General features: G+C 55.6%; 15 protein-coding genes. 9 read left to right on the top strand and 6 right to left on the bottom strand.

Annotated features, from left to right (window positions below):
• Nucleotides 1-4 precede the first annotated feature (4 nt).
• From Pla52nx_RS31710 to Pla52nx_RS31690, 5 genes are all read left to right on the top strand, one after another.
• The gene (locus tag Pla52nx_RS31710) at nucleotides 5-826 is read left to right on the top strand and encodes a 3'-5' exonuclease (protein WP_146519248.1); all 822 of its coding nucleotides are present in this window, start codon (nucleotides 5-7) and stop codon (nucleotides 824-826) included.
• Complete coding sequence (locus tag Pla52nx_RS31705) at nucleotides 823-1,491, top strand: ABC transporter ATP-binding protein (RefSeq protein ID WP_146519249.1); 669 nt, start codon at nucleotides 823-825, stop codon at nucleotides 1,489-1,491. Before Pla52nx_RS31710 ends, Pla52nx_RS31705 begins: the two co-directional genes overlap by 4 nt.
• On the top strand, nucleotides 1,492-2,298 hold the full coding sequence (locus Pla52nx_RS31700; RefSeq protein ID WP_146519250.1) for an ABC transporter permease: 807 nt from the start codon (nucleotides 1,492-1,494) through the stop codon (nucleotides 2,296-2,298).
• A gap of 90 nt (nucleotides 2,299-2,388) precedes the next feature.
• A complete protein-coding gene (locus Pla52nx_RS31695) occupies nucleotides 2,389-6,339 on the top strand; it encodes a hypothetical protein (protein WP_146519251.1) in 3,951 nt (1,316 codons plus the stop codon).
• Between the two features lie 35 nt (nucleotides 6,340-6,374).
• Nucleotides 6,375-7,250 carry a hypothetical protein gene (locus Pla52nx_RS31690; RefSeq protein WP_197454421.1) on the top strand — a complete coding sequence of 292 codons (876 nt, stop codon included), beginning with the start codon at nucleotides 6,375-6,377 and terminating at the stop codon, nucleotides 7,248-7,250.
• Here the strand turns inward: Pla52nx_RS31690 and Pla52nx_RS31685 are convergent.
• Nucleotides 7,133-7,660: a hypothetical protein gene (locus tag Pla52nx_RS31685; protein WP_146519253.1), complete on the bottom strand. Its 528-nt coding sequence runs from the start codon at nucleotides 7,658-7,660 to the stop codon at nucleotides 7,133-7,135. The genes Pla52nx_RS31690 and Pla52nx_RS31685 overlap by 118 nt on opposite strands.
• Nucleotides 7,661-7,833: 173 nt before the next feature.
• Between Pla52nx_RS31685 and Pla52nx_RS31680 the strand changes: the two genes are divergently transcribed.
• The 3 genes from Pla52nx_RS31680 (at nucleotide 7,834) to Pla52nx_RS31670 (ending at nucleotide 11,704) form a co-directional block, all read left to right on the top strand.
• Nucleotides 7,834-8,643 (top strand): hypothetical protein, encoded by an 810-nt coding sequence (locus Pla52nx_RS31680; protein ID WP_146519254.1) that lies wholly within the window; start codon nucleotides 7,834-7,836, stop codon nucleotides 8,641-8,643.
• Between the two features lie 103 nt (nucleotides 8,644-8,746).
• On the top strand, nucleotides 8,747-9,964 hold the full coding sequence (locus Pla52nx_RS31675) for a glycosyltransferase family 61 protein (RefSeq protein WP_146519255.1): 1,218 nt from the start codon (nucleotides 8,747-8,749) through the stop codon (nucleotides 9,962-9,964).
• Between the two features lie 441 nt (nucleotides 9,965-10,405).
• The gene (locus Pla52nx_RS31670; RefSeq protein ID WP_146519256.1) at nucleotides 10,406-11,704 is read left to right on the top strand and encodes an adenosylmethionine--8-amino-7-oxononanoate transaminase; all 1,299 of its coding nucleotides are present in this window, start codon (nucleotides 10,406-10,408) and stop codon (nucleotides 11,702-11,704) included.
• 141 nt (nucleotides 11,705-11,845) lie between these two features.
• Here the strand turns inward: Pla52nx_RS31670 and Pla52nx_RS31665 are convergent, their stop codons facing one another.
• Nucleotides 11,846-12,394: a thioredoxin family protein gene (locus Pla52nx_RS31665; RefSeq protein ID WP_197454423.1), complete on the bottom strand. Its 549-nt coding sequence runs from the start codon at nucleotides 12,392-12,394 to the stop codon at nucleotides 11,846-11,848.
• Between the two features lie 277 nt (nucleotides 12,395-12,671).
• On the opposite strand from Pla52nx_RS31665, the gene Pla52nx_RS31660 reads away from it, so the two are divergent.
• On the top strand, nucleotides 12,672-13,679 hold the full coding sequence (locus Pla52nx_RS31660) for a DUF3179 domain-containing protein (protein ID WP_146519258.1): 1,008 nt from the start codon (nucleotides 12,672-12,674) through the stop codon (nucleotides 13,677-13,679).
• A 116-nt stretch (nucleotides 13,680-13,795) separates the two neighbouring features.
• Here Pla52nx_RS31660 and Pla52nx_RS31655 read toward each other — a convergent pair whose 3' ends face one another.
• From Pla52nx_RS31655 to Pla52nx_RS31640, 4 genes are all read right to left on the bottom strand, one after another.
• Nucleotides 13,796-14,461: a hypothetical protein gene (locus Pla52nx_RS31655; protein WP_146519259.1), complete on the bottom strand. Its 666-nt coding sequence runs from the start codon at nucleotides 14,459-14,461 to the stop codon at nucleotides 13,796-13,798.
• 121 nt (nucleotides 14,462-14,582) lie between these two features.
• Nucleotides 14,583-15,575 (bottom strand): arsenosugar biosynthesis radical SAM (seleno)protein ArsS, encoded by a 993-nt coding sequence (gene arsS / locus Pla52nx_RS31650; RefSeq protein WP_146519651.1) that lies wholly within the window; start codon nucleotides 15,573-15,575, stop codon nucleotides 14,583-14,585.
• Nucleotides 15,576-15,726: 151 nt separating this feature from the next.
• Nucleotides 15,727-16,902 (bottom strand): methyltransferase domain-containing protein, encoded by a 1,176-nt coding sequence (locus tag Pla52nx_RS31645; protein ID WP_231741853.1) that lies wholly within the window; start codon nucleotides 16,900-16,902, stop codon nucleotides 15,727-15,729.
• A 786-nt stretch (nucleotides 16,903-17,688) separates the two neighbouring features.
• Nucleotides 17,689-18,516 carry a sterol desaturase family protein gene (locus tag Pla52nx_RS31640; RefSeq protein ID WP_146519260.1) on the bottom strand — a complete coding sequence of 276 codons (828 nt, stop codon included), beginning with the start codon at nucleotides 18,514-18,516 and terminating at the stop codon, nucleotides 17,689-17,691.
• Nucleotides 18,517-18,884: the final 368 nt, after the last annotated feature.

The following is an 18,884-nucleotide window of genomic DNA, read 5'->3' as shown; positions in this document are numbered from 1 at the left end:
CGCGATGCCAGAAGCCGTAGCTCATTTAGTCTTTGATTGCGAAAGTATCGCCGATGGTGAGCTGATCGCGAAAGTCCGCTACCCGGGACAGGGTCTTTCTGCCTGTGAGGCGATTAAGACTTACCAGGACGAATTGATGGAGCAAAAGGGGACGACCTTCATACCCTACACGTTCCAAATGCCGATTTCCGTCGTGGTGGCGAAAGTCGCCAAGGATTTTCAGTTGATCGATCTGGTTTCCTTGGACGAGCCCAAGTTTCGCAGCCACGTGATCACGGCCCACTTTTGGAAGGGCTGGGAGGTCTACAAACGCCCGCAATGGGTGACCTTCAACGGACGCACCTTTGACCTCCCGCTGATGGAAATGGCCGCCTTTCGCTACGGAATCTCGCTCGGCCAGTGGTTCAAATCCGACGGCTATCGATCGCCACGCAATCGGTTTTCTGTCGACGCCCACATGGACCTGCAAGATCTGTTGACGAATTTCAGTGCGACGCGTTTCAACGGCGGTCTGAATCTGGCGGCTCAGATCCTCGGCAAACCCGGCAAGATCACTTTGACGGGCGACCAAGTCCAGGAGCAATACGACGCGGGGGACTTGCAGGCCATCAGCGACTATTGCCGATGCGATGTTCTGGACACGTACTTTGTCTTTCTGCGTTCCATGGTCCTGACCGGCAAAATGTCTCTCGAGCGAGAACTGGAGCTGGTCGCCCAATCCAAAGCATGGATCGAGCAGCGTGCCGATCTGTGTGCCGCCTATGCAACTTACTTGGAACGGTGGAACCAGTGGGATGACCCTTGGGAGAATGAAGACCTGACGTGACCGACGACGTCCTGCTGAAAGCCACCGAGCTGTGTCGCTCTTTCAAGGGCCGCGCGGTGCTTGATCATGTGTCACTCTCGATCAACGGTGGAGAACGGATCGCGGTGACCGGGCCGTCCGGCAGCGGAAAGAGCTTGCTGCTGCGAAGCCTTGCGATGCTGGAACCGATTGACGGAGGCACGCTGCAATGGCGGGGTGCCACCTTGGCGGACAAAGACGTTCCACGTTTTCGCAGCCAAGTGATGTACGTCCAGCAACGTACCGCCCAGTTTGATGAGACGGTCCTGGACGTACTGAGAATGCCATACGCCCTGTCGATCCATCGTCATCGTGAATTTTCTCGCCAGCACGCTGCGGATTGGCTGAAACGCTTGGGCCGACCTGGCGACATGCTATCACAGCTGCACTCGGAATTGTCCGGTGGCGAATCGCAGTTGATTGCGTTGGTTCGCGCGTTGCAGTTGGATCCGGTCATCTTGCTCTTGGACGAAGCCACTGCGGCGATCGATCCGGACACCACTGCGTTGGTGGAGAGCTTGATCTTGGAATGGCAAGCTTCACAGAGCGGGCGATCGTTCCTGTGGGTCTCGCACGATGCCCGGCAGTCAGAGCGGATGACCCAGCGGTCCATTTCACTCTTAGCGGGCCACTCGATAGGCCACTGAATGATGCGTCCATACTTGGAGCTCGATTTCTATCACGTCGCCTTGGCCACCTCACTGGTCTTGGTCAACGGCGTGATCTCGGTGCTCATGCAACTCAAGCTTGAGCGGACGCTGTTGATCGCCAGCGTGCGGACCGTCGTGCAACTGCTGCTTGTCGGATACTTGCTATCGTACATTTTCCGGCTGCAGCACTGGGCTCCGGTGATCGGCGTGGGGGCCGTGATGACGCTGATCGCTGCTTTGACGGCGGCCGGCCGCGGCCCACACCGTTTCGCCGGGATGCGGGCCGTTGCGATCACGGCCGTTTGGATCAGCGCTTGGTCGGTGACCGGATTCGCCCTACTGGTCGTCTTCCGCGATTTGGAAAAGTGGTATCAGCCGCAGTACGCGATCCCCCTGCTGGGCATGGTGCTGGGAAACACGCTCAACGGAATCTCCGTCGGCTTGAGTTCCTTCACTCAAAACCTGTCCTCTCAGCGAGATCGAATCGAAAGTTTGCTGGCAATGGGTGCGACACGCTGGGAGTCCGCCCAGTCATCGATGCGTGACGCGATTCGAACGGGGATGATCCCGATCATCAACTCGATGATGGTCGTCGGTCTCGTCAGCCTGCCCGGCATGATGACGGGCCAACTGGTTTCCGGAATGGCGCCGATGCAAGCGGTGAAATACCAGATTGTGATCATGTTTTTGATCGCCGGCGCGACCACGCTGGGAACCGTCGGCGTGGTTTGCCTCTCTTTTCTGAGGCTTTTCGATACCTCTCACCGATTGCGGCGAGAACGCATCACGACGCGCAAACAATAGTGAACACAGATGTGAACACAGATTCAATCTTTACGCGTCACCCGGCCAACAGCTACTCTCGCCGATGGCAGTGTCGCGCAATTGCAAGCAATGCGACGCTGGATCTCTCAAGGGTTCTTCGGAATGCATGGACAAGGATGTCTGATCTATCGGCGACAAACGGTCGCGCCGCTTCGCCGTGGGGCGATGGTTGCGGTGTGTCCGTTCGTTTTCCTCGTATTGCTGGGGATCGTTTCGCCAAACCGTGTGTTGGGCCAGTCGCCGCCACTGCGCAGTGAGTCGCAGATCGGTGATGCGATCGATGCGGAACTGCAATTGGCATGGCAATCTCCTCAAGCCCGAGCGTGTGAGTTCACCGTCTCGGTCAATTCGCCCAGCGCGATCTTCACCAAAGTAATCAACGCGAGCCAGGACGAGAGTTCGACCGGGGCGTTGATGTTGAGCGCCGATGGCAAATCATTGTCGTTTCGCAGCGACGCTCTGACGTTGTCGGGTCGCACTCGATTTGTTTTTCAAGGTCCGCCGGAGACACCCCTCACAGTGACGTTTCGTCCGGTCGTGCCCGGTGCCGAAGCGATACCACCGACCACCACAACGGCCGCTCAATTGCTTGCCGAGCCCTTAGTATCCACTGCCGACAACAGCGGCTTGCAGTGGTCGATCGGCAGGATTGCCGAAGACGTGATTCGCATCACCAGTGACGCGCCGACATGGCCCTTGCTCTCAGCGGAACAATCCGCGTCGGTGTTCGTTGAGATTCGGTCGTTGCTCACCGCGCCTTCGCAAGACGTCTCGATGCGATACGAACTGATCCGAGTCGACGATGGACGAACGGTCGTTGCAGAAGAAACAAAGGTTGCCATCGACGCATTCGGCAACGGCCGTCCGATCAGGGTCGACGAAGTCGCACCGGACCAGCCCGGCGTTTACGAAATACGTTGTCGCGTGATGACAGATGATTCGGGGAACCTGCTCTCTCGGCTGCGTGGTCAAAAACGAACCCTGATGGAGCTTCGCCGTCCGCTGATCGTGTTTGCCGCTCCTGGGAACGATGCGGCGAGATCGTCGGTGCAAAGCACGCTGAAAGACAGCATCGTTTGGCAAACGCTGGCGACGATTCATCCTGCGAAACACAGCGACTGGGAGATCTCGCAATGGTTGCCAGAGTCCGCAACCCGATGGATTCCCGGCAATGGCATCGTCAAGAAACGTCAACTGCCATCTGTTGAGCGTGCCGGCACACCGGTCTCGGTGCTGCCCCCCCAAGAAACCTACTCGGCAAAGCTGCCACATCGGCAAGGATTCTCGCCGCACCGAATCACCCTGCGCGTTCCATCTGGCCAGCAAATCGATGCATCGGTGGAGATCTCCAACCGCGACGATTTCGATCTCCCGGTCCAGCAACTGATTCTGCCCAGTCAGTCGCTCGATAGTCCTCACCGGTTGCTATCGATCAGTGAAACATCGTCGTCCGCTTGGGACGAGTTTTCGTTCGTGCACTATCCACGCGATGGGGACGAGTTCATTCGGATCGTCAACCGCAGTTCATCGCAAAGCATCGAGTTCGTGTCGATCACCGTGGCATCAGGTCCAGAGGATCTGACTCATTCTTCGGAACAGGCAACCAACTCTGGCGGTTCGCTGGACACCGGTCGTGTTGCCGTTTTTCGTCTGAAGGGGTTGTCATGGCCGGAATCGATCACCACTGACACTGCCCAACGCATCTCCGACCAAAACCTACATCCATCGACCGTTGCAATGTATCGATACTGGGTGGCGTCGAAGCGTGTCGCCAACCACGCGATTGCATCCGGGTACAACGCGATTTCATTGCCCGTCAATGACAACCAGCGAGTGTGGTTTGAAACCAACTCATGTACTCCCTCGCGTGAACAGAATCAGTACGATGCGTATCGTACAGCCTGCTTTGCTCGTTGGATGAGCGAGTTTGGATTGGCCTGTTACGTGGATGTGAGTACTCAGATTCGGCTGACACGACTGGAGCATTTGCGGCAACAGGGCTTGGAAACCAATCCGGCGGCGTCTGGCCTGTTGCGATCAGGCAGTGGCCGACCGGTTGCCTACAACTTGCTGCATCCGACCGTGCGTCGAGAGTTGGAGCGTTTTGTAATGGATGCGGTCGGACCCATCCAATCAGAAACCTCCTTTGCAGGTGTTATTTTACAAACGGACGACGGAAACGACCTTTCTTTGCCTGCTGAATCAGACGCCCATGACTTCGCGACGCTGCAACGGTTTGCGAAATCCGGTGTCATGCAAGCGAGCGTATTGCCGGGTGGCTTGGGTAGTGTGCCAACGGAGAGTGCCGGTCTGGCCGCTTGGGTCCAGCGTTCCGGCAAAGAAGTCCTGCAGCAATGGATCCGAGAAACCAGCTACCAATTCTATCAATCGATCGCCAATCAATTACCCGACCACGCCACGACGATTCTCTCGACGAGACCCGAGGGATTCGTGCAGTGGAAACGTCAAGCCGGGGCAGCCGCTCATGGCAGACTGATCGCGATGGCGGATCGTCGGCGACATGCGACCGATCCATGGATGGGCGACTTGAATGCAGAGCCCAAAACGGTTACAGAAAAAAGTGAACTCACGGGTTCTCTGTCCACCGCGGTGCGACTGGGGCTTTGTGCCAGTGACTCCGGTTCGCCTTGCTGGCAACATTCCGAGAGCTTGCGGCACGACATCAATCAAGCCATCCGGTTTCATGATCCCGTGATGGTGGTGGTCGATTCCTCCGGCGATTTGAGCAGCATCGACACCGAAATCCTGGACTTGCTGAGTTGGTATCAACAATTGCCGGTCGGTCCGATGCATTCGATGTCACCGACCGATCAGAAAAACGAAACCGTTCAACTGCGATTCGCGTATCACAACAACCAGTTGCTGGTTTGGATTTGCAACGTGACACCTTGGCAAAACACCATGGTGCTGCATCCGAGAGCCGACGACGGAAACTGGACACGAGCACTGAATGAGGACACTCCTGCAATGAGCAATTTGCAGCGTGCCGAGCTCGCAGCGCAAGCGATCAATGCGGTCGGTCGAAAGGTCGATCCGATTGTCGTGACACTGGGTCCATCCGAAACTCGCGTGCTGTCGCTGCCCGTTGATGCGACCGAAACGGGCACGATTGTCCGTATGCCTTTGACGCGATGGGAGAGTCCTGACATCGATGACCCCAGCACGCGTGCAGCGATCTCCAGCCATGTCGCAGCCGTCATCCAACGCATTGCCAAACTCGCGCAACCAGCCGACGGTGGGCTGCTGTCCAACGGAGGATTCGAGCGATCTGGCGCGGTCGGAGTGCCAGGATGGATGCATACCCAGCATCCACTCGACTCCGTCGTCTTGGACACCGGCGAGGCCGTGGAGGGGAAACAGTCGGTACGGATGACCACCGATTCTCAGGGACTCGGTCGGACTTGGATCGTCAGTGAAACCATTTCGCCTCCTGCCACCGGACGTTTGGCCGTGTCGCTGGCGTGTCGAGGTGCGATGCGCAGCGGCGACCAACAGCACCGATTACGGGTCTCGATCGAAGCCAATCAGAATGGCCGACCCATTCGTTTTGCGAATGAAATACTCGTGCCACTCAACGGACAATGGCAACCCAGAACGTTGGTTTTGGAAGTGTCCAACCTGGACCCGGAACGGGTGGACTCGCTACGATTGACCATAGACAGCCTGTCGCATGGTCAAGTCTGGATCGACGATGTGCACTTGCACGATTGGTTCCCGCTGCAAAATGAGCGGGCCGAGCTGCAAGGAAAAGCCTTTTTGGCCATGCAGGGTTTACAACACGGAGACCTCACACACGCGGCACGTTTGTTGCAGAATGAATGGGCCCGGCATTTGATCAACACCGAGCCCGTCCCCCCGACCACTCAGGCAGCCCCGCCTGCCCAGGGAACCAACAGCGCCAGCGAACCAGGTGACGGTCGATCACCGGGGGCCTCCAGTGAACAAGCGACCGTGGCAGAACGTATCAAGAATTGGTTACCAACTCCCCTTAGATTCTGAGGCCCTGCATGTGGCGATGGATCAAACGCATTGTGATGACCCTCGTGCTAATAGGCATCGTGGGTGCGGGGGTTCTCTATTGGGCTCATCGCCAGACTCAACAAGTTCCTGACTTTTACGCCGAAGCGATCGAGCGGATGCCGGTGGAAACGGCAGAGGCGAGTTCAGAGTTGACCGCCAACGTCGAGGAGCTTCAGAGTCAAGCGGCAAAGAGCGGCTCCTGGCGGGCAAAGTTCAGCGATGAACAAATCAACGCTTGGTTGCTGGAGGAGCTGCCTCGCAAGTTTCCTATCCTGCTGACACGCGGCGTCAGCGACCCTCGCATTTTGATCCGCGACGACCACATGTTGGTGGCGGCGAAATACCAGAATCGCAAAATCGATACCGTGGTTTCTTTCCAGGTGTCGGTGAAGCTAACAGAGCATGCCAACTTGCTGGCTGTTCAGATCAGCAATCTACGTGCGGGCGCACTGCCGCTGCCCATGCAACGCTTTCTCGACAACATCACCAACGAAGCCGCCAAGGGGGATGTCGATGTCAAATGGGACCTGACTGACGAAGGTCCCGTCGCACTGATCAGTGTTCCCAGAGATCATCCAAAATACGTCGTCAGTCCCGTTGTGGTGGAGTCCGTCCAAATGACCGATGGCATTCTCAGTGTTGCAGGTCACACCGGCCCCAAAGCGGAAGCGTCCTTTCAACCTCAGGGCCGTGTCCATCGGTTCGTTTCCATCGCGGAACACGAACTGCTGGGTTTGACGATGTTGCCCGGTGCCACGATGCTTGTTTTAGATCAATCCGGTGACGATTCGGAGTCGAGTTCCCACAACAACTCGCATAGCGATTCTGCATCGGACGCAGTGCGATCAGCGTCACGCACTTCGTCTGATCGCTCTGGAACGCTTCGGTGAAACTCGATGGCCAGTCGTCCGACACGCCTGTCCAGTGAACATTCCGCCGAAAAGCGATCCGGCTCATCCGATAGTAGACCGAACACTCCCGACAGAATTCGTCGAACCGTTCCACGCTGCCGACCGATGTCCCCTTCCAACGTCAAATACGCGATCCGGTGGTCGGCCAGTCGCTGTGCTACATTGACTCCAGACAATGCGGGTCGCTCAGCGCCCGCCTCGTCGCAGCACTCCACTGCATCCGCCAGACCGGCGATCGGATCGGTTGCCCAGGTCCTCAGGACGTCTCCCGTCTGAAACATCCAGTCCCAATGCACGGCATTTTGAGTGATCCTATCCGGCGTGATCCTATCCGGATTGCGAGCAAAACCGGGGCCGATGCGGTGTTCTAGAATGACAAACTTGGACACTTGAATCCTGATCCTCAAAGTAATGGGATTCACCAGAATTTCCGTCGCCTAGTAGATTAACTGATCCGCTCTCAAAGGAACACCGACGCGGTCGGCACTGCTGCCACCATCCCGATGCTACATTGAGCGTATCAGTCGTTTCCCTCCCTCTCCCACCAAGAGTGAACCAACTAATGCCTTGCCCACACTCCATGCCGCTCCGCATTTGCTTTGCTGTTGTCCTGTTGTTGGGGACAATCGGGCTTTCCAAGAATTCTCATGTCCGCGCCGATGACGACCGAAATGATCGCGATCAGGAAGCCCGGATGGAACGCATGCACGACGAGAAACGTGAATTGGAGCAGCGCGTGGAAGCTTGTATCAGGGGCGCCCGACAGTTAGGCGAAAACGGCAACCGGTTCGCCGCCGAAACACTGGAGCACGCCGCAGCAGACATGCGTCGAGAACTGGAACACCTGGCCCACCGATTCAATGTCGACCAGCACGGTGACCACCACGATCCCGATCAGCACGAGCATGGCGACCACGAGCACGCTGATCACGGGCCTGAAAACCGCGGACCTGAAAACCGCGGACCTGAAAACCACGGACCCAACCAACACGGACCTGGACATGACAATCCCGCCCACGAGATTCGCCAACGTCTGCAACACATGCAACAAGCCCTCGAACACTTGCATCACGCCGGGATGCCCGATGTCGCCCATCACATCCAGCAGCGGATCGAGGCCACCGCACGGGAACTCCGCGAGCACGAGAGTCGACATCACGAAAGAGACAACGCGCCGCCACGCGTCAACGCACCGCACGAAAACCGTCCTCCTGGTGCCATCCCACCTCCTCAGCGATTGATTCATCGACCAGGCTCTCCCGATGCCGTGCGTCCAGAAAAGATGCATGATCTGACCCGCCAAATCATTGAAATGCGAGAACACCTGGAGCGTCTGACACGTGAAGTCCAGGAACTGCGAGAACGCCGCTGAGATTTTGCCCAGCCTTTCAGATCCCAAATCTGTCTTGCCATCCCGAGCCGATTGATCTATCGGGTGTGATTGGTTCTCAAGAATCCGCCCGGAATGTTTTTCGATGAATCGGCTCCCCTGCTCCTCGCCCCAAAAACGCTCGTCTGCTGGCCGCCCCAGCATTGGCCGCCCCAGCATTGGCCATTCGATCGATGCGTTGGACGCTGCAAGCCACTATCCGATTCGTCCGCCCAAAAACATCCAGCCCGTCGATGACTGGATGTTTGACAATCTCGCGGGCGGCTGTGCCTTGCCGGAAACTTCGGTAACCACGTATCACCAAATCACGGTGCCCGGTCGTGGCCCGATCCGATGGCAAGGTGAATACCTCCGCGAATGCTTCGCCACCGACGACGGCCCCGCGGAGTTCTATCGACGCAGGAAACATTGGCGAGCATTTGCCGAATCGCTGGTTCGCCCAAAATCTCGCATGACGAACCCCGCCCTCTGCATCACAGACAACTGGAGCTGTGGATACTTTCACTGGATCTGCGATGCACTACCGAGGCTGCTGTTGGCCGAGCAAGTCCGATCGACGGCGGAGCTGACGTTGTTGTTGCCCGCTGCAGCCAAACGCTACGGGTTCATCCGGGACAGTCTCGACGCATTTGATCTGGCCGACGTTCGGCAGCTCAGTCGATTTCAGCGTGTTCACTGCGATGAACTTGTGTTGCCAAGTCATGCAGCAGTCACGGGAACCTTTCGCCCGGACTTGATCGACGCCATGCGAGATCGTTTTTGGAAGCATGTCAGCGCTGGATCAACAGATGGCACTGCAGCCCCATGCACGCGGCGAGTCTTCCTCAGTCGCCGAGACGCGAACCGGCGTCGGGTGGTCAACGAAGCCGAATTGGCATCCGTTTTGACGAATCACCGTTTTGACAGTGTGGCGGCCGATTCATATTCGTGGCGTGAACAAGTCGAGTTGTTTTCATCGACGAGTCATCTGGTGTCGATCCACGGAGCCGGGCTGACCAACATGATCGCGATGCCGCCCGCTGGACGCGTTTTGGAGATTCGCGATCGCGTCGACCTGACCCCCAACTGCTACGTCACACTCGCGACCGCTGCTGGCCAAGATTACTACTACGCGTTTTCCGACAGGGTGAATCCGCAACAATGTGTCCATCACGGTGACGTACGGATCGATCCCGCCGAATTGGATCGCAGCTTGGATCAAATGTTAAACGATCCCGTCTCCGAGTTCTCGTACCGACGCATGCGAACTTCAGCGAACACACCCCGCACCGAAAATCGTCCGACCCCGCTTCACTCTTCGTAATGGGATTCGCCAGAATTCCCCGCACTGAACCTACAGGCCCGCATCTTTCGACCAAGTCTTTGTGAGCCGCGACACGCAAGCGAGCGTCCCGCTTAGCACAAACGCTCCGTGGTGTCATACGCCCAGAGCCACTGGCCGTCAGGCCACGGGTTTGACGCACTGAAACGGATGCTCGAAGCGTGTAATACCCGGCCGCTTACGCGTCACGGCTCATGGCGTTTGGTAGCGTCATCCGTTTGGATATGTTGAGCTGTTTGGGATTGAACGTCACTTTCTGTGAATTTCTCTGATTCCGCTGCGTCCTAAGCGGGACGTTCTCGATAGTGGCCGGGCCTTACCCCTTACACACTGCCCGCTACACTTAACAGTAACATGCCCGGTGCCTGACGGCCCACGGTCAACCGCTCACCCTTGCATTCTACTTTCCGTCAATCACCATCCATGGGCTTCGACAAAGCATCCGATCGCACTCCGGCATGGCAATCCGCCTCGCGCGAACACTTGTGGATGCCCTACTGCCAGATGCAAACGGCACCCTTGCCGACGCCTGTTGCTCGGACCGAAGGCGTTTTCCTCATTCTCTCCGATCGACGTCGGTTGATCGATGGTCTTGCCTCTTGGTGGTCCGCATGCCACGGATACAATCATCCGCACATCGTTGAATCGATGACACGGCAATTGCACTGCATGCCACATGTGATGATGGGAGGCATTCAACATCAACCGGCCGCCACGCTGGCAACGCGATTGGCGGCGATCCTGCCGGGCGATCTGAATCACGTCTTCTTCTCGGACTCCGGCAGCGTGGCTGTGGAGGTTGCGATGAAGATGGCGATTCAGTTTCATCGCAACCTCGGAGACCGACAACGAACACGTTTCGTCTCATTCGCCCATGCGTATCACGGCGATACCACGGGAGCGATGTCATTGTGCGACCCTCAACGCAGCATGCACGCGCACTTCGGTGACGCCCTGCTGCAACAGCACAGCCTGCCGATACCTGACTCGCCAGAACGGCTTGAGCAGTTCGACGAATTCCTGACGCGGCATGGAGAACAGATCGCAGCCGTTTTCATCGAACCCCTGGTCCAGGGCGCCGGCGGTATGCGTTTTCACTCCGCGGACGTGTTGACCGAAATCGATCGCAGCTGTCGCAAGCATGGTGTGCTGTGGGTCGCGGACGAATTGGCGACAGGATTCGGACGAACCGGCACAATGTTCGCGGTCGAACAAGCCGGGGTGGTGCCGGACATCATTTGCCTGGGAAAAGCACTTTCGGGGGGCGCGATCGGCTTGGCCGCTACGGTCGCCCGTGACGGGGTCTATCAAGCGTTCCTGTCTGACGACCCCAGCAAAGCATTGATGCACGGCCCGACTTTCATGGGCAATCCTCTGGCCTGTGCAGCGGCCAACGCATCGCTCGATCTGTTCGAAACCGAGCCTCGTTTGGAGCAGGTTTCTCAAATCGAATCCCAACTGGTCACAGCACTGGAACCCTGCCGCAATCTCTCGAATGTGGTCGACGTCCGTTGCAAAGGAGCGATCGGGGTCGTCCAAGTCGATAGGCTGCACCAACTGGATCAGTTGAGGCAACATTTCGTCGACGCGGGAGTCTGGGTGCGTCCCTTTGGAGACTGCATCTACCTCACCCCCTCACTGACGATCACCGCAGACGAACTCACACAACTCACCGAAGCCTTTGTCACCGTCACCACCCAATGGTCCAGTAACGCATCATGACGCTCAAGACAAAGCAGCTAAACTCCCGCTGCCCTCAGGCTCTCTGCCCTCAGGCTCTCTGTCAGAGTTTAACTTCAAGAGAGACGACCGGACTCAACCCACCGTTGCGACCAATGGGAATACCGTGGGAAATCACTGTTGCTAGTGAACCCAGCTCGTAAGCACCTCAGCGCTGGTCAGTCCTGTGCGTCGCTGAAGGATCGTCCTCCTTCCGTACACCATGACCGTAGGCAGAGCTTTCACCGAGAAGATCTCCGCCAAATCCTTGTGTTGATCAACATTGATCTTGATGATCAAAGCATTTGCATCCGCTGCCACATGTTCGATTTCATGCAATACACGTCCCTGCTGTTTACAGGGCCCACACCAATCGGCGTAGAAGTCTAAGATCACTCGGCGATGCGAACCATTGAGATGTCGCCGCAAATCGTCGCCCGCGCCGAGCGTTATCAATGTGGGGCCTTGCGAGTGAGCGTTCGCCGTTGCCGTCGTCAAGAGCACGTCGCCATTGCGAGCGGCATGGTACCGATTGTTCACTCTCGTTCCGACTGAACCACCATGACGCGCATCTGTGCTGACGTCAGATGATTCTGCCGCTGCAAACGGAGCCTCTTCTCCGGCCTGACAGGCCGCCAAGAGTACTGCCGAGCTGCAGAGCACCAATAAGCAATGTACGACGGTCATTTTCATTGTGATTTCCATAATGCCTAGTTTTCGGATGTGATCCAACCCTGAGAGATCGTCCCTCGCTACGTGATGACTCTTGCGAGTCAGTCTCCGCCAAGTCGACGAAATACATATCGAGGCGGACTCTGTTACGCGCAGTTGCGTCCCGTGGTCTCTTATCGTCTCTCACGAACGAGTTTTCCGTGCCCCAATTCACAGACAGCGAAATGATGGTCGAGAATAATCTGTATCGGAATCCACTCGGGTTCTGTTCTTGGTTCCGAAAACTGCGGAGAAAATCATGTCACTAAAGTTACGTATCATGATGGCGATATCGATATCGATCGGCGTTGCGCTGTCTCTTTGGTCAACGCTAGAAAGCCAGCATGTCGACGACCATTCATCAGCTTCAAGCCTAAGCCGCCTCATCATTCAGCATGGAGGTGTGGGTTTCGACTTGAGAAACGCAATAATTCCTCGAAACGAAATTCGTGCTGGCGGACCTCCGAAAGATGGCATCCCTGCATTGACGAGTCCCACTTTTGTAGGCGCTAATGAGGCTGATTTCTTGAGCCCCTCAGACCGAGTCGTCGGAGTGCGATCCGGAGCCAATGTCAGAGCCTATCCGATTCGAATCTTGAATTTCCACGAAATTGTCAACGATCAGCTCGATGAGATTCCGTTCGCGGTCACCTATTGCCCACTCTGTGACTCAGCCGCCGTTTTCGACCGGCGAACACCTCTTGGTGTGCGAGAATTTGGCGTCTCGGGCTTGCTCTACAACAGCAACGTTCTGATCTACGACAGAGGGGGACAGCCAGAAAGTTTGTGGTCACAAGTCCTTGGAGAGGGCGTTTCGGGACCCGCCGCAGGCAAAAAGTTAAAGACGTTACCAATGGAATTGGTGACCTGGGGCGAGTGGAAAAAAATGCACCCTGAAACAAAAGTACTTTCCAGCAAGACCGGGCACATCAGGGACTATCGCCACAACCCCTATGCTCAGTATTTCAACTCACCCAATCTGATGTTTCCTGTCCAACCTTTGGACCGCACACTACCCGCCAAGACGCCGATCCTCGTTGTTTGGACCGATGAGGGAAAAGCAAACGCTCATCGAATCGCAGAGCCCGATCCGGGCATGTCAGCGGCCCGAAAATACACTCTTGGAGGAAAATCATACTCGATTGCATTCAATAAAACGTCGCAAACCGCTCGCGTGACCGACGCCGATAGCGGTGTGTTTTGGATGCACTCTTTCTGGTTTGCATGGAAAGCGTTTCATCCTGAAACAGAACTCATACGAGACTGAAATGCGCCAACAGTGTTACCGCAAAGAAAACGAAAAACTCACGTCCACGCCATGGCTTCGACGCGAGCTTTCCGCGGCTGCGAGGTTGAAAGGGCCAGCCTTCAAGACAAGGGGATCTACTTCGCCACTTTGTACTTGTCTGGATTCTGATTAAACATTTGCTGCTGATCCTTGCTCGGAAACTGATAGCGAAGTCCTTTGTAGATGCTTGTAAACTCGGCTGATCCAAGAACCTCTTGGTTCATTTCGACACGGCAGACCGAGCATTTGCCGCCGAGGGCCAAATCCGCGTTCGCATACTTTGCACGATCGGCGAGAAACATCCCCTTAGCCTGCTCATTTGCGAACAGATAGAGTCGCTTGTCGTGCAACGCGCCGAGATTGAGATTTCCCGGCACGCGTTTTCCCATTTCAACCAACGCGACGACACAGTCACCGCCAAGTGCCGGCGTGTACTTTTCTGGGCTTTTCAAAAACATCTGCCGCTGCTCCTCACCGGGAAACAAATACGTCTTTCCGTCGTACTGCGCAGAAAACTGCGTGCTCCCCTTCATCCATTTTTTCATCTCGATGACACAAACAGGGCAGTAGCCTTGAAGACCAACGCTGCTTGTGGGACTCGTTGTTCCGCTTCCCGCGACTTTTCCGGACTGCGGTACCGCACGTGTTCCAGACTGAGCCGATGCCAAGCTTACCATTGAAAATGAAGTGATGATTGCCACTGCAAAACCGGAGATTTTGCTGATGGAACGAAACTGTTTTTGAATTTTTGATTGTTGCATGTCTTTACTCGAATCGGATTGTTACGGGAAAACTTGAGCCCTATACAAAGATGACGACTGTCACTTCGGTTTCTTACAAGATGGGCAAAGATTGGATCGATCATCAGACTGACCTGGTGCTTCAGTATTGAATGTTCGTTACTGGTGATTCCCCGCCAGCAAGAATCGCGCCCTGACAGCTCGAACCGCAGCCTGCAGTGCATCCAAAACAATGTCGGCCTGTCTTGATCGCACGATTGGCAAGCTTGCCGAAGTCAAAATCGTGGATCGTTCGTGGGCATTGTCCACTCAGTTCTAAATCGAGCATTTGATTGAAATCGCAATCAAACAGGCGGCCCTGCCAATCGACCGAAATCATCGTTCGACACATCAATCCTCCAACGGTTGCGACATTAAAATTGTCGATGAGCAGTTGCAGGTATTCATCCAGTCGGTCTTGTTTCAAGAGATCGTCCAAAAAGCGACTGATGGGCAAATTGGTGATCGTTTGCAGATGCGTAAACTCAATACCGTAGCGAGTTCGTAGTTCTCGGCGATAATCCGCTTCCAGCTGTTCCTGCCGGGGGGGCAGTGATAGGCCGATGGGATTGTAGACCAGCGAAAGTTTATGCTCAGATCGGGGAAGTCCATAGCCGAGACTGTTGAGCCGTCTCAATGCCTCAATGGAGCGGCGAAAGACGCCGTCACCTCGCTGGCTGTCGCAGTTTTCCTCGAGATAACAAGGCAACGAGGCAACAACCTCCACATTGTGTTCGGCCAGAAACTCTGGAAGATCCCTGAATCCGCCAGCCACCAGAATAGTCAGATTGCAGCGATCGATGATTCGTCGCCCCAGTGCGTGGGCCTGCTCAACCAACCACCGAAAGTTGGGATTCATCTCCGGTGCCCCCCCTGTGATATCCAGCGTGGGAATGCCAGTGCGCGAAAGCACATCGATGACCGCCTCTGCCGTCTTGCGAGACATGCTTTCGCGACGAGTTGGTCCAGCATTGACGTGGCAATGCGTACAAGTTTGATTGCAAACCTTTCCGACATTAATCTGCAGGATTTCGATGCCGGTGGCTTTCAGCCCATCGATTCCACATTCGCGAATCTTTTGACGAAAAAGCGGCATACTTCGCCCGGGAGAAACGCCTTCGAGGATCTCTCGCTCAATCGCGGCGTTTCCTTCCTCATCTTGGTGCACGAGTGGTAATGACAAAATGGCAATCCATCTAGAGACGTTTGTTCGACTGATACCGTTGAGCAATTACTCTGCCCATCCTTTAACAACATGCTCCATCGCTACAGGCACCGGCAGGAGCATCCGACGTTGCGTCGTAATCCGTCCCCTTGGTCTCACGCGGGTCTCGCTTCGCACTGCGGCGGCAGTCAAATTGCACAGCATTCTCGAGCGGAATTCTCTCTCGGGGTTCAACCGCAGCAAACATTTCGAGATAAGGGGCCTGCTGAAGCAGCCCGAATGTCTTGTCGCAGACGGCCATCCGATCTCCACGTCGGAAAACATGACCGTCATCGTCCTCGACTTTCTTGAATGGTCCCCGATACACGACCGCCTGATTACGTTCTAGGCAAGGACCCTGCTTGCCCTTATAGGCGACAACGGTAACGCTTCGAAACTCAATCCCCTCGACGGTTCGCCACGGATCGCTTTCTCGCTTGACCAACTCCATGCCATGAAACCCAGCGTCTTCAAAGGCCGCCAGGAACTCATCCTCACGAAACGCGCCCGTGATGCATCCCGACCACAAAGCTGAGTCTTGTTGCAACCGTTCGGGCACGCTCTCGTCACTGACAATGTCGCTAATCGCCGCTCGTCCGCCACGCCGAAGCACCCTAAAGATTTCGGAGAACATTTTTTTGCGATCAGGTTGACGTACCAGGTTCAGAACACAATTGGAAAGCACACAGTCGATTGACTCATCTGCGATCATCGGTCGCTCGGTACGAAGCTGCTCCTCCAAGTTACGGAGTCGCAAATATCCTGTTGCATCAGAAACAGGCTGCGAAGCGATCACCTCAGTGAGGTCGTCAAGATCTAGCGCCAGGTCTTGGATCAAACCGTAGCGAAACGACGTGTTGTGATAGCCGATATTCGCCGCAACCGCGTCCGCCGAACGGCGCGCGAGCTGAAGCATTTCCTGATTGCAATCCACACCGGTCACGGACCCTGTCTTTCCGACGATTTGCGAAGCAATGAAACAGATTTTCCCGCCGCCGCTTCCCAAATCCAGTACATCGTCGCCCTCGCAAACAAAGCGAGAGGGGTCTCCACATCCGTAATCTCGCTGAATGACTTCCTCGGGTATCGCCGTCAGGTATTCGGCGCGGTAATCAACAGGACAACAAAGCTCCGGCTCGACCGCCTGCGCCGCCGAGGCATAACGTTGGTAAACGGCCGACTCGGCTGTCGAAACATCAGTTTGCGTTGCTTGACTCATTGTTGCGGGCATCCTTCCAAAGAATTCGGTGAACAAAACCGTGGGTCGCACGGTAATCTTGGTTCAGAGAAGGACGCTCCAATTCAGGTCTCCTTACAGTGTGAATTGGATTTTATGGAAATTTTGCCAGCACCGTGGCGTCAAGTTTCCGACGAATTACCGCACCTGGTCAACAACTTATTACCGTGTGCCTGATCCGCTCATCACAGGCGCACTGCGGGTGCCAGATCCGCCGGGTGCCGCGTATTCTTGCGACGGTGCCGAGTAACTGGGAGATACGGTTGCCGATCCTTGATTGCTTGGTCCACCATAGCTAGGCGAGGAGTAGCCACCGGACGGAGCCGGGCAACTACCATTCTGGCAACCGCCTGCCTGTCGGCAGCCGGTGAAGCCGAACGAAACCACCGCAATCATTGCGGAGACGCAGACAGTTGAATGAAGTGACTTGCGCATTTTTCCCTTTTGAGTTTGACGTTTTTCTGGAACAAGGTTCATGATGCTCATCGACAATCCAGCTACCGTGGCTCTGTGAGAGATCTAACAATGGCGAAAAGTACTCGCCGCTATTTCGACACCAGAATCCACCGCCGCAACGCCGATGCAGACAGAGTGCGGATTAGCAAAGGAGCTCGCATGGTTTCTGTGAATAAGTTCACAAACCGCAACGAATCAAAGCAATTTGCAAGGCGATCAGCTTGAGTCTGAGCGGACCGGAGATCTGCTTGATCGCTCGACAGCGACGCTTTCGCTGAACGCAACTGCTATTGTTTCTCGTCTTGCGGGCCTTCATGGGCGACGCGTGAACTGACCGTCATCGGGCTGCGCACGAAACGGAAGCAAGACCATTCCCAAAAGGCGAGCAATCTGTCGTTCATTGCTGTGCCCTCTTACGCCGATTTCCATCGCAGTGTGGCCCCGACTCGGTTGATCCAGATAGGTGCCCAAGATCCGGTCCCACCATGGTAAATTGAAACCGAAGTTGCGATTTGCCTCATGTGAATCAATAGAATGGTGAACACGGTGCATATCGGGCGTGACCACGACATATCGGAGTACCTGATCGATGCGTTTGGGAATACCGAGATTGCTGTGATTGAACATGGATGAGGCGTTGAGCAGGACTTCAAACACAATCACCACCATCGGGCTGGGACCAATCAGGCCAACCAATGCAAGCTTCAGTGCGGCAGAGATCACGATTTCAAATGAGTGAAAACGCAGCCCCGTTGTCACGTCGAAATCAGGGTCCGCATGATGAACCATGTGGAATCGCCACAGCAGCGGAACTGCATGAAACAGCCGATGTTGGAGATAGATGCCAAAATCAAACATCAACAATGCAAGAATGAACTCAACCGACACCGGCAAGGAAATCAGGATAAAGAGGCCCCAACCGTGGGCCTGAAAGTATCCCGCCGCCACGACCGCAGTTACCGGAACGACGAGACGTAAAAACAGACTGTTGACGACGACAAGACCGAGGTTGCTACCACACCGAGGCCCTTTCCGCAAACTAAGACGACGACGCGGGAACAGCATCTCCCCGAGCCACATCAATAACAAGACGCCGGCAAAGAATCCGAGGCGGACAGTGAGTTCAGTCGATGGCGACATCGGGCAGAATTGCGTCAAAGTGAAGACGGAATCATTTAAACTGGTACGAGTAAGCAAGAACTCGCACACCCGAGAAAATATGACGAAACGGCCCGAGTTTATCGTTCACCATCGACCTCCAGCCAACGAGGTGACAGCGAGCCTGAAGTTGCTTTCCAAGCTCGGCATTATAGCGAACTTTCGGCACTACCCCAAGCTCCAGTTCGAACGATTCGTTTGATAATCAAGAGTGCCGATTTTTTGCCAACCAAGGACGCATCTGTGAGCCACAACACTGAGTCGCAGGGCTCCGTGGTGCGAAGATAATCGACGGGCAGGGATGTTGTCCGCGCAGAAACTCCAGGGCCGGAATTCCACCACTCCCCTAA

The organism is Stieleria varia (genome assembly GCF_038443385.1).
In the GTDB taxonomy this organism is placed as follows: domain Bacteria; phylum Planctomycetota; class Planctomycetia; order Pirellulales; family Pirellulaceae; genus Stieleria; species Stieleria varia.
The sequence above is the reverse complement of the archived record's forward strand: the minus strand, read 5'-3'. Positions and strand labels throughout refer to the sequence as shown.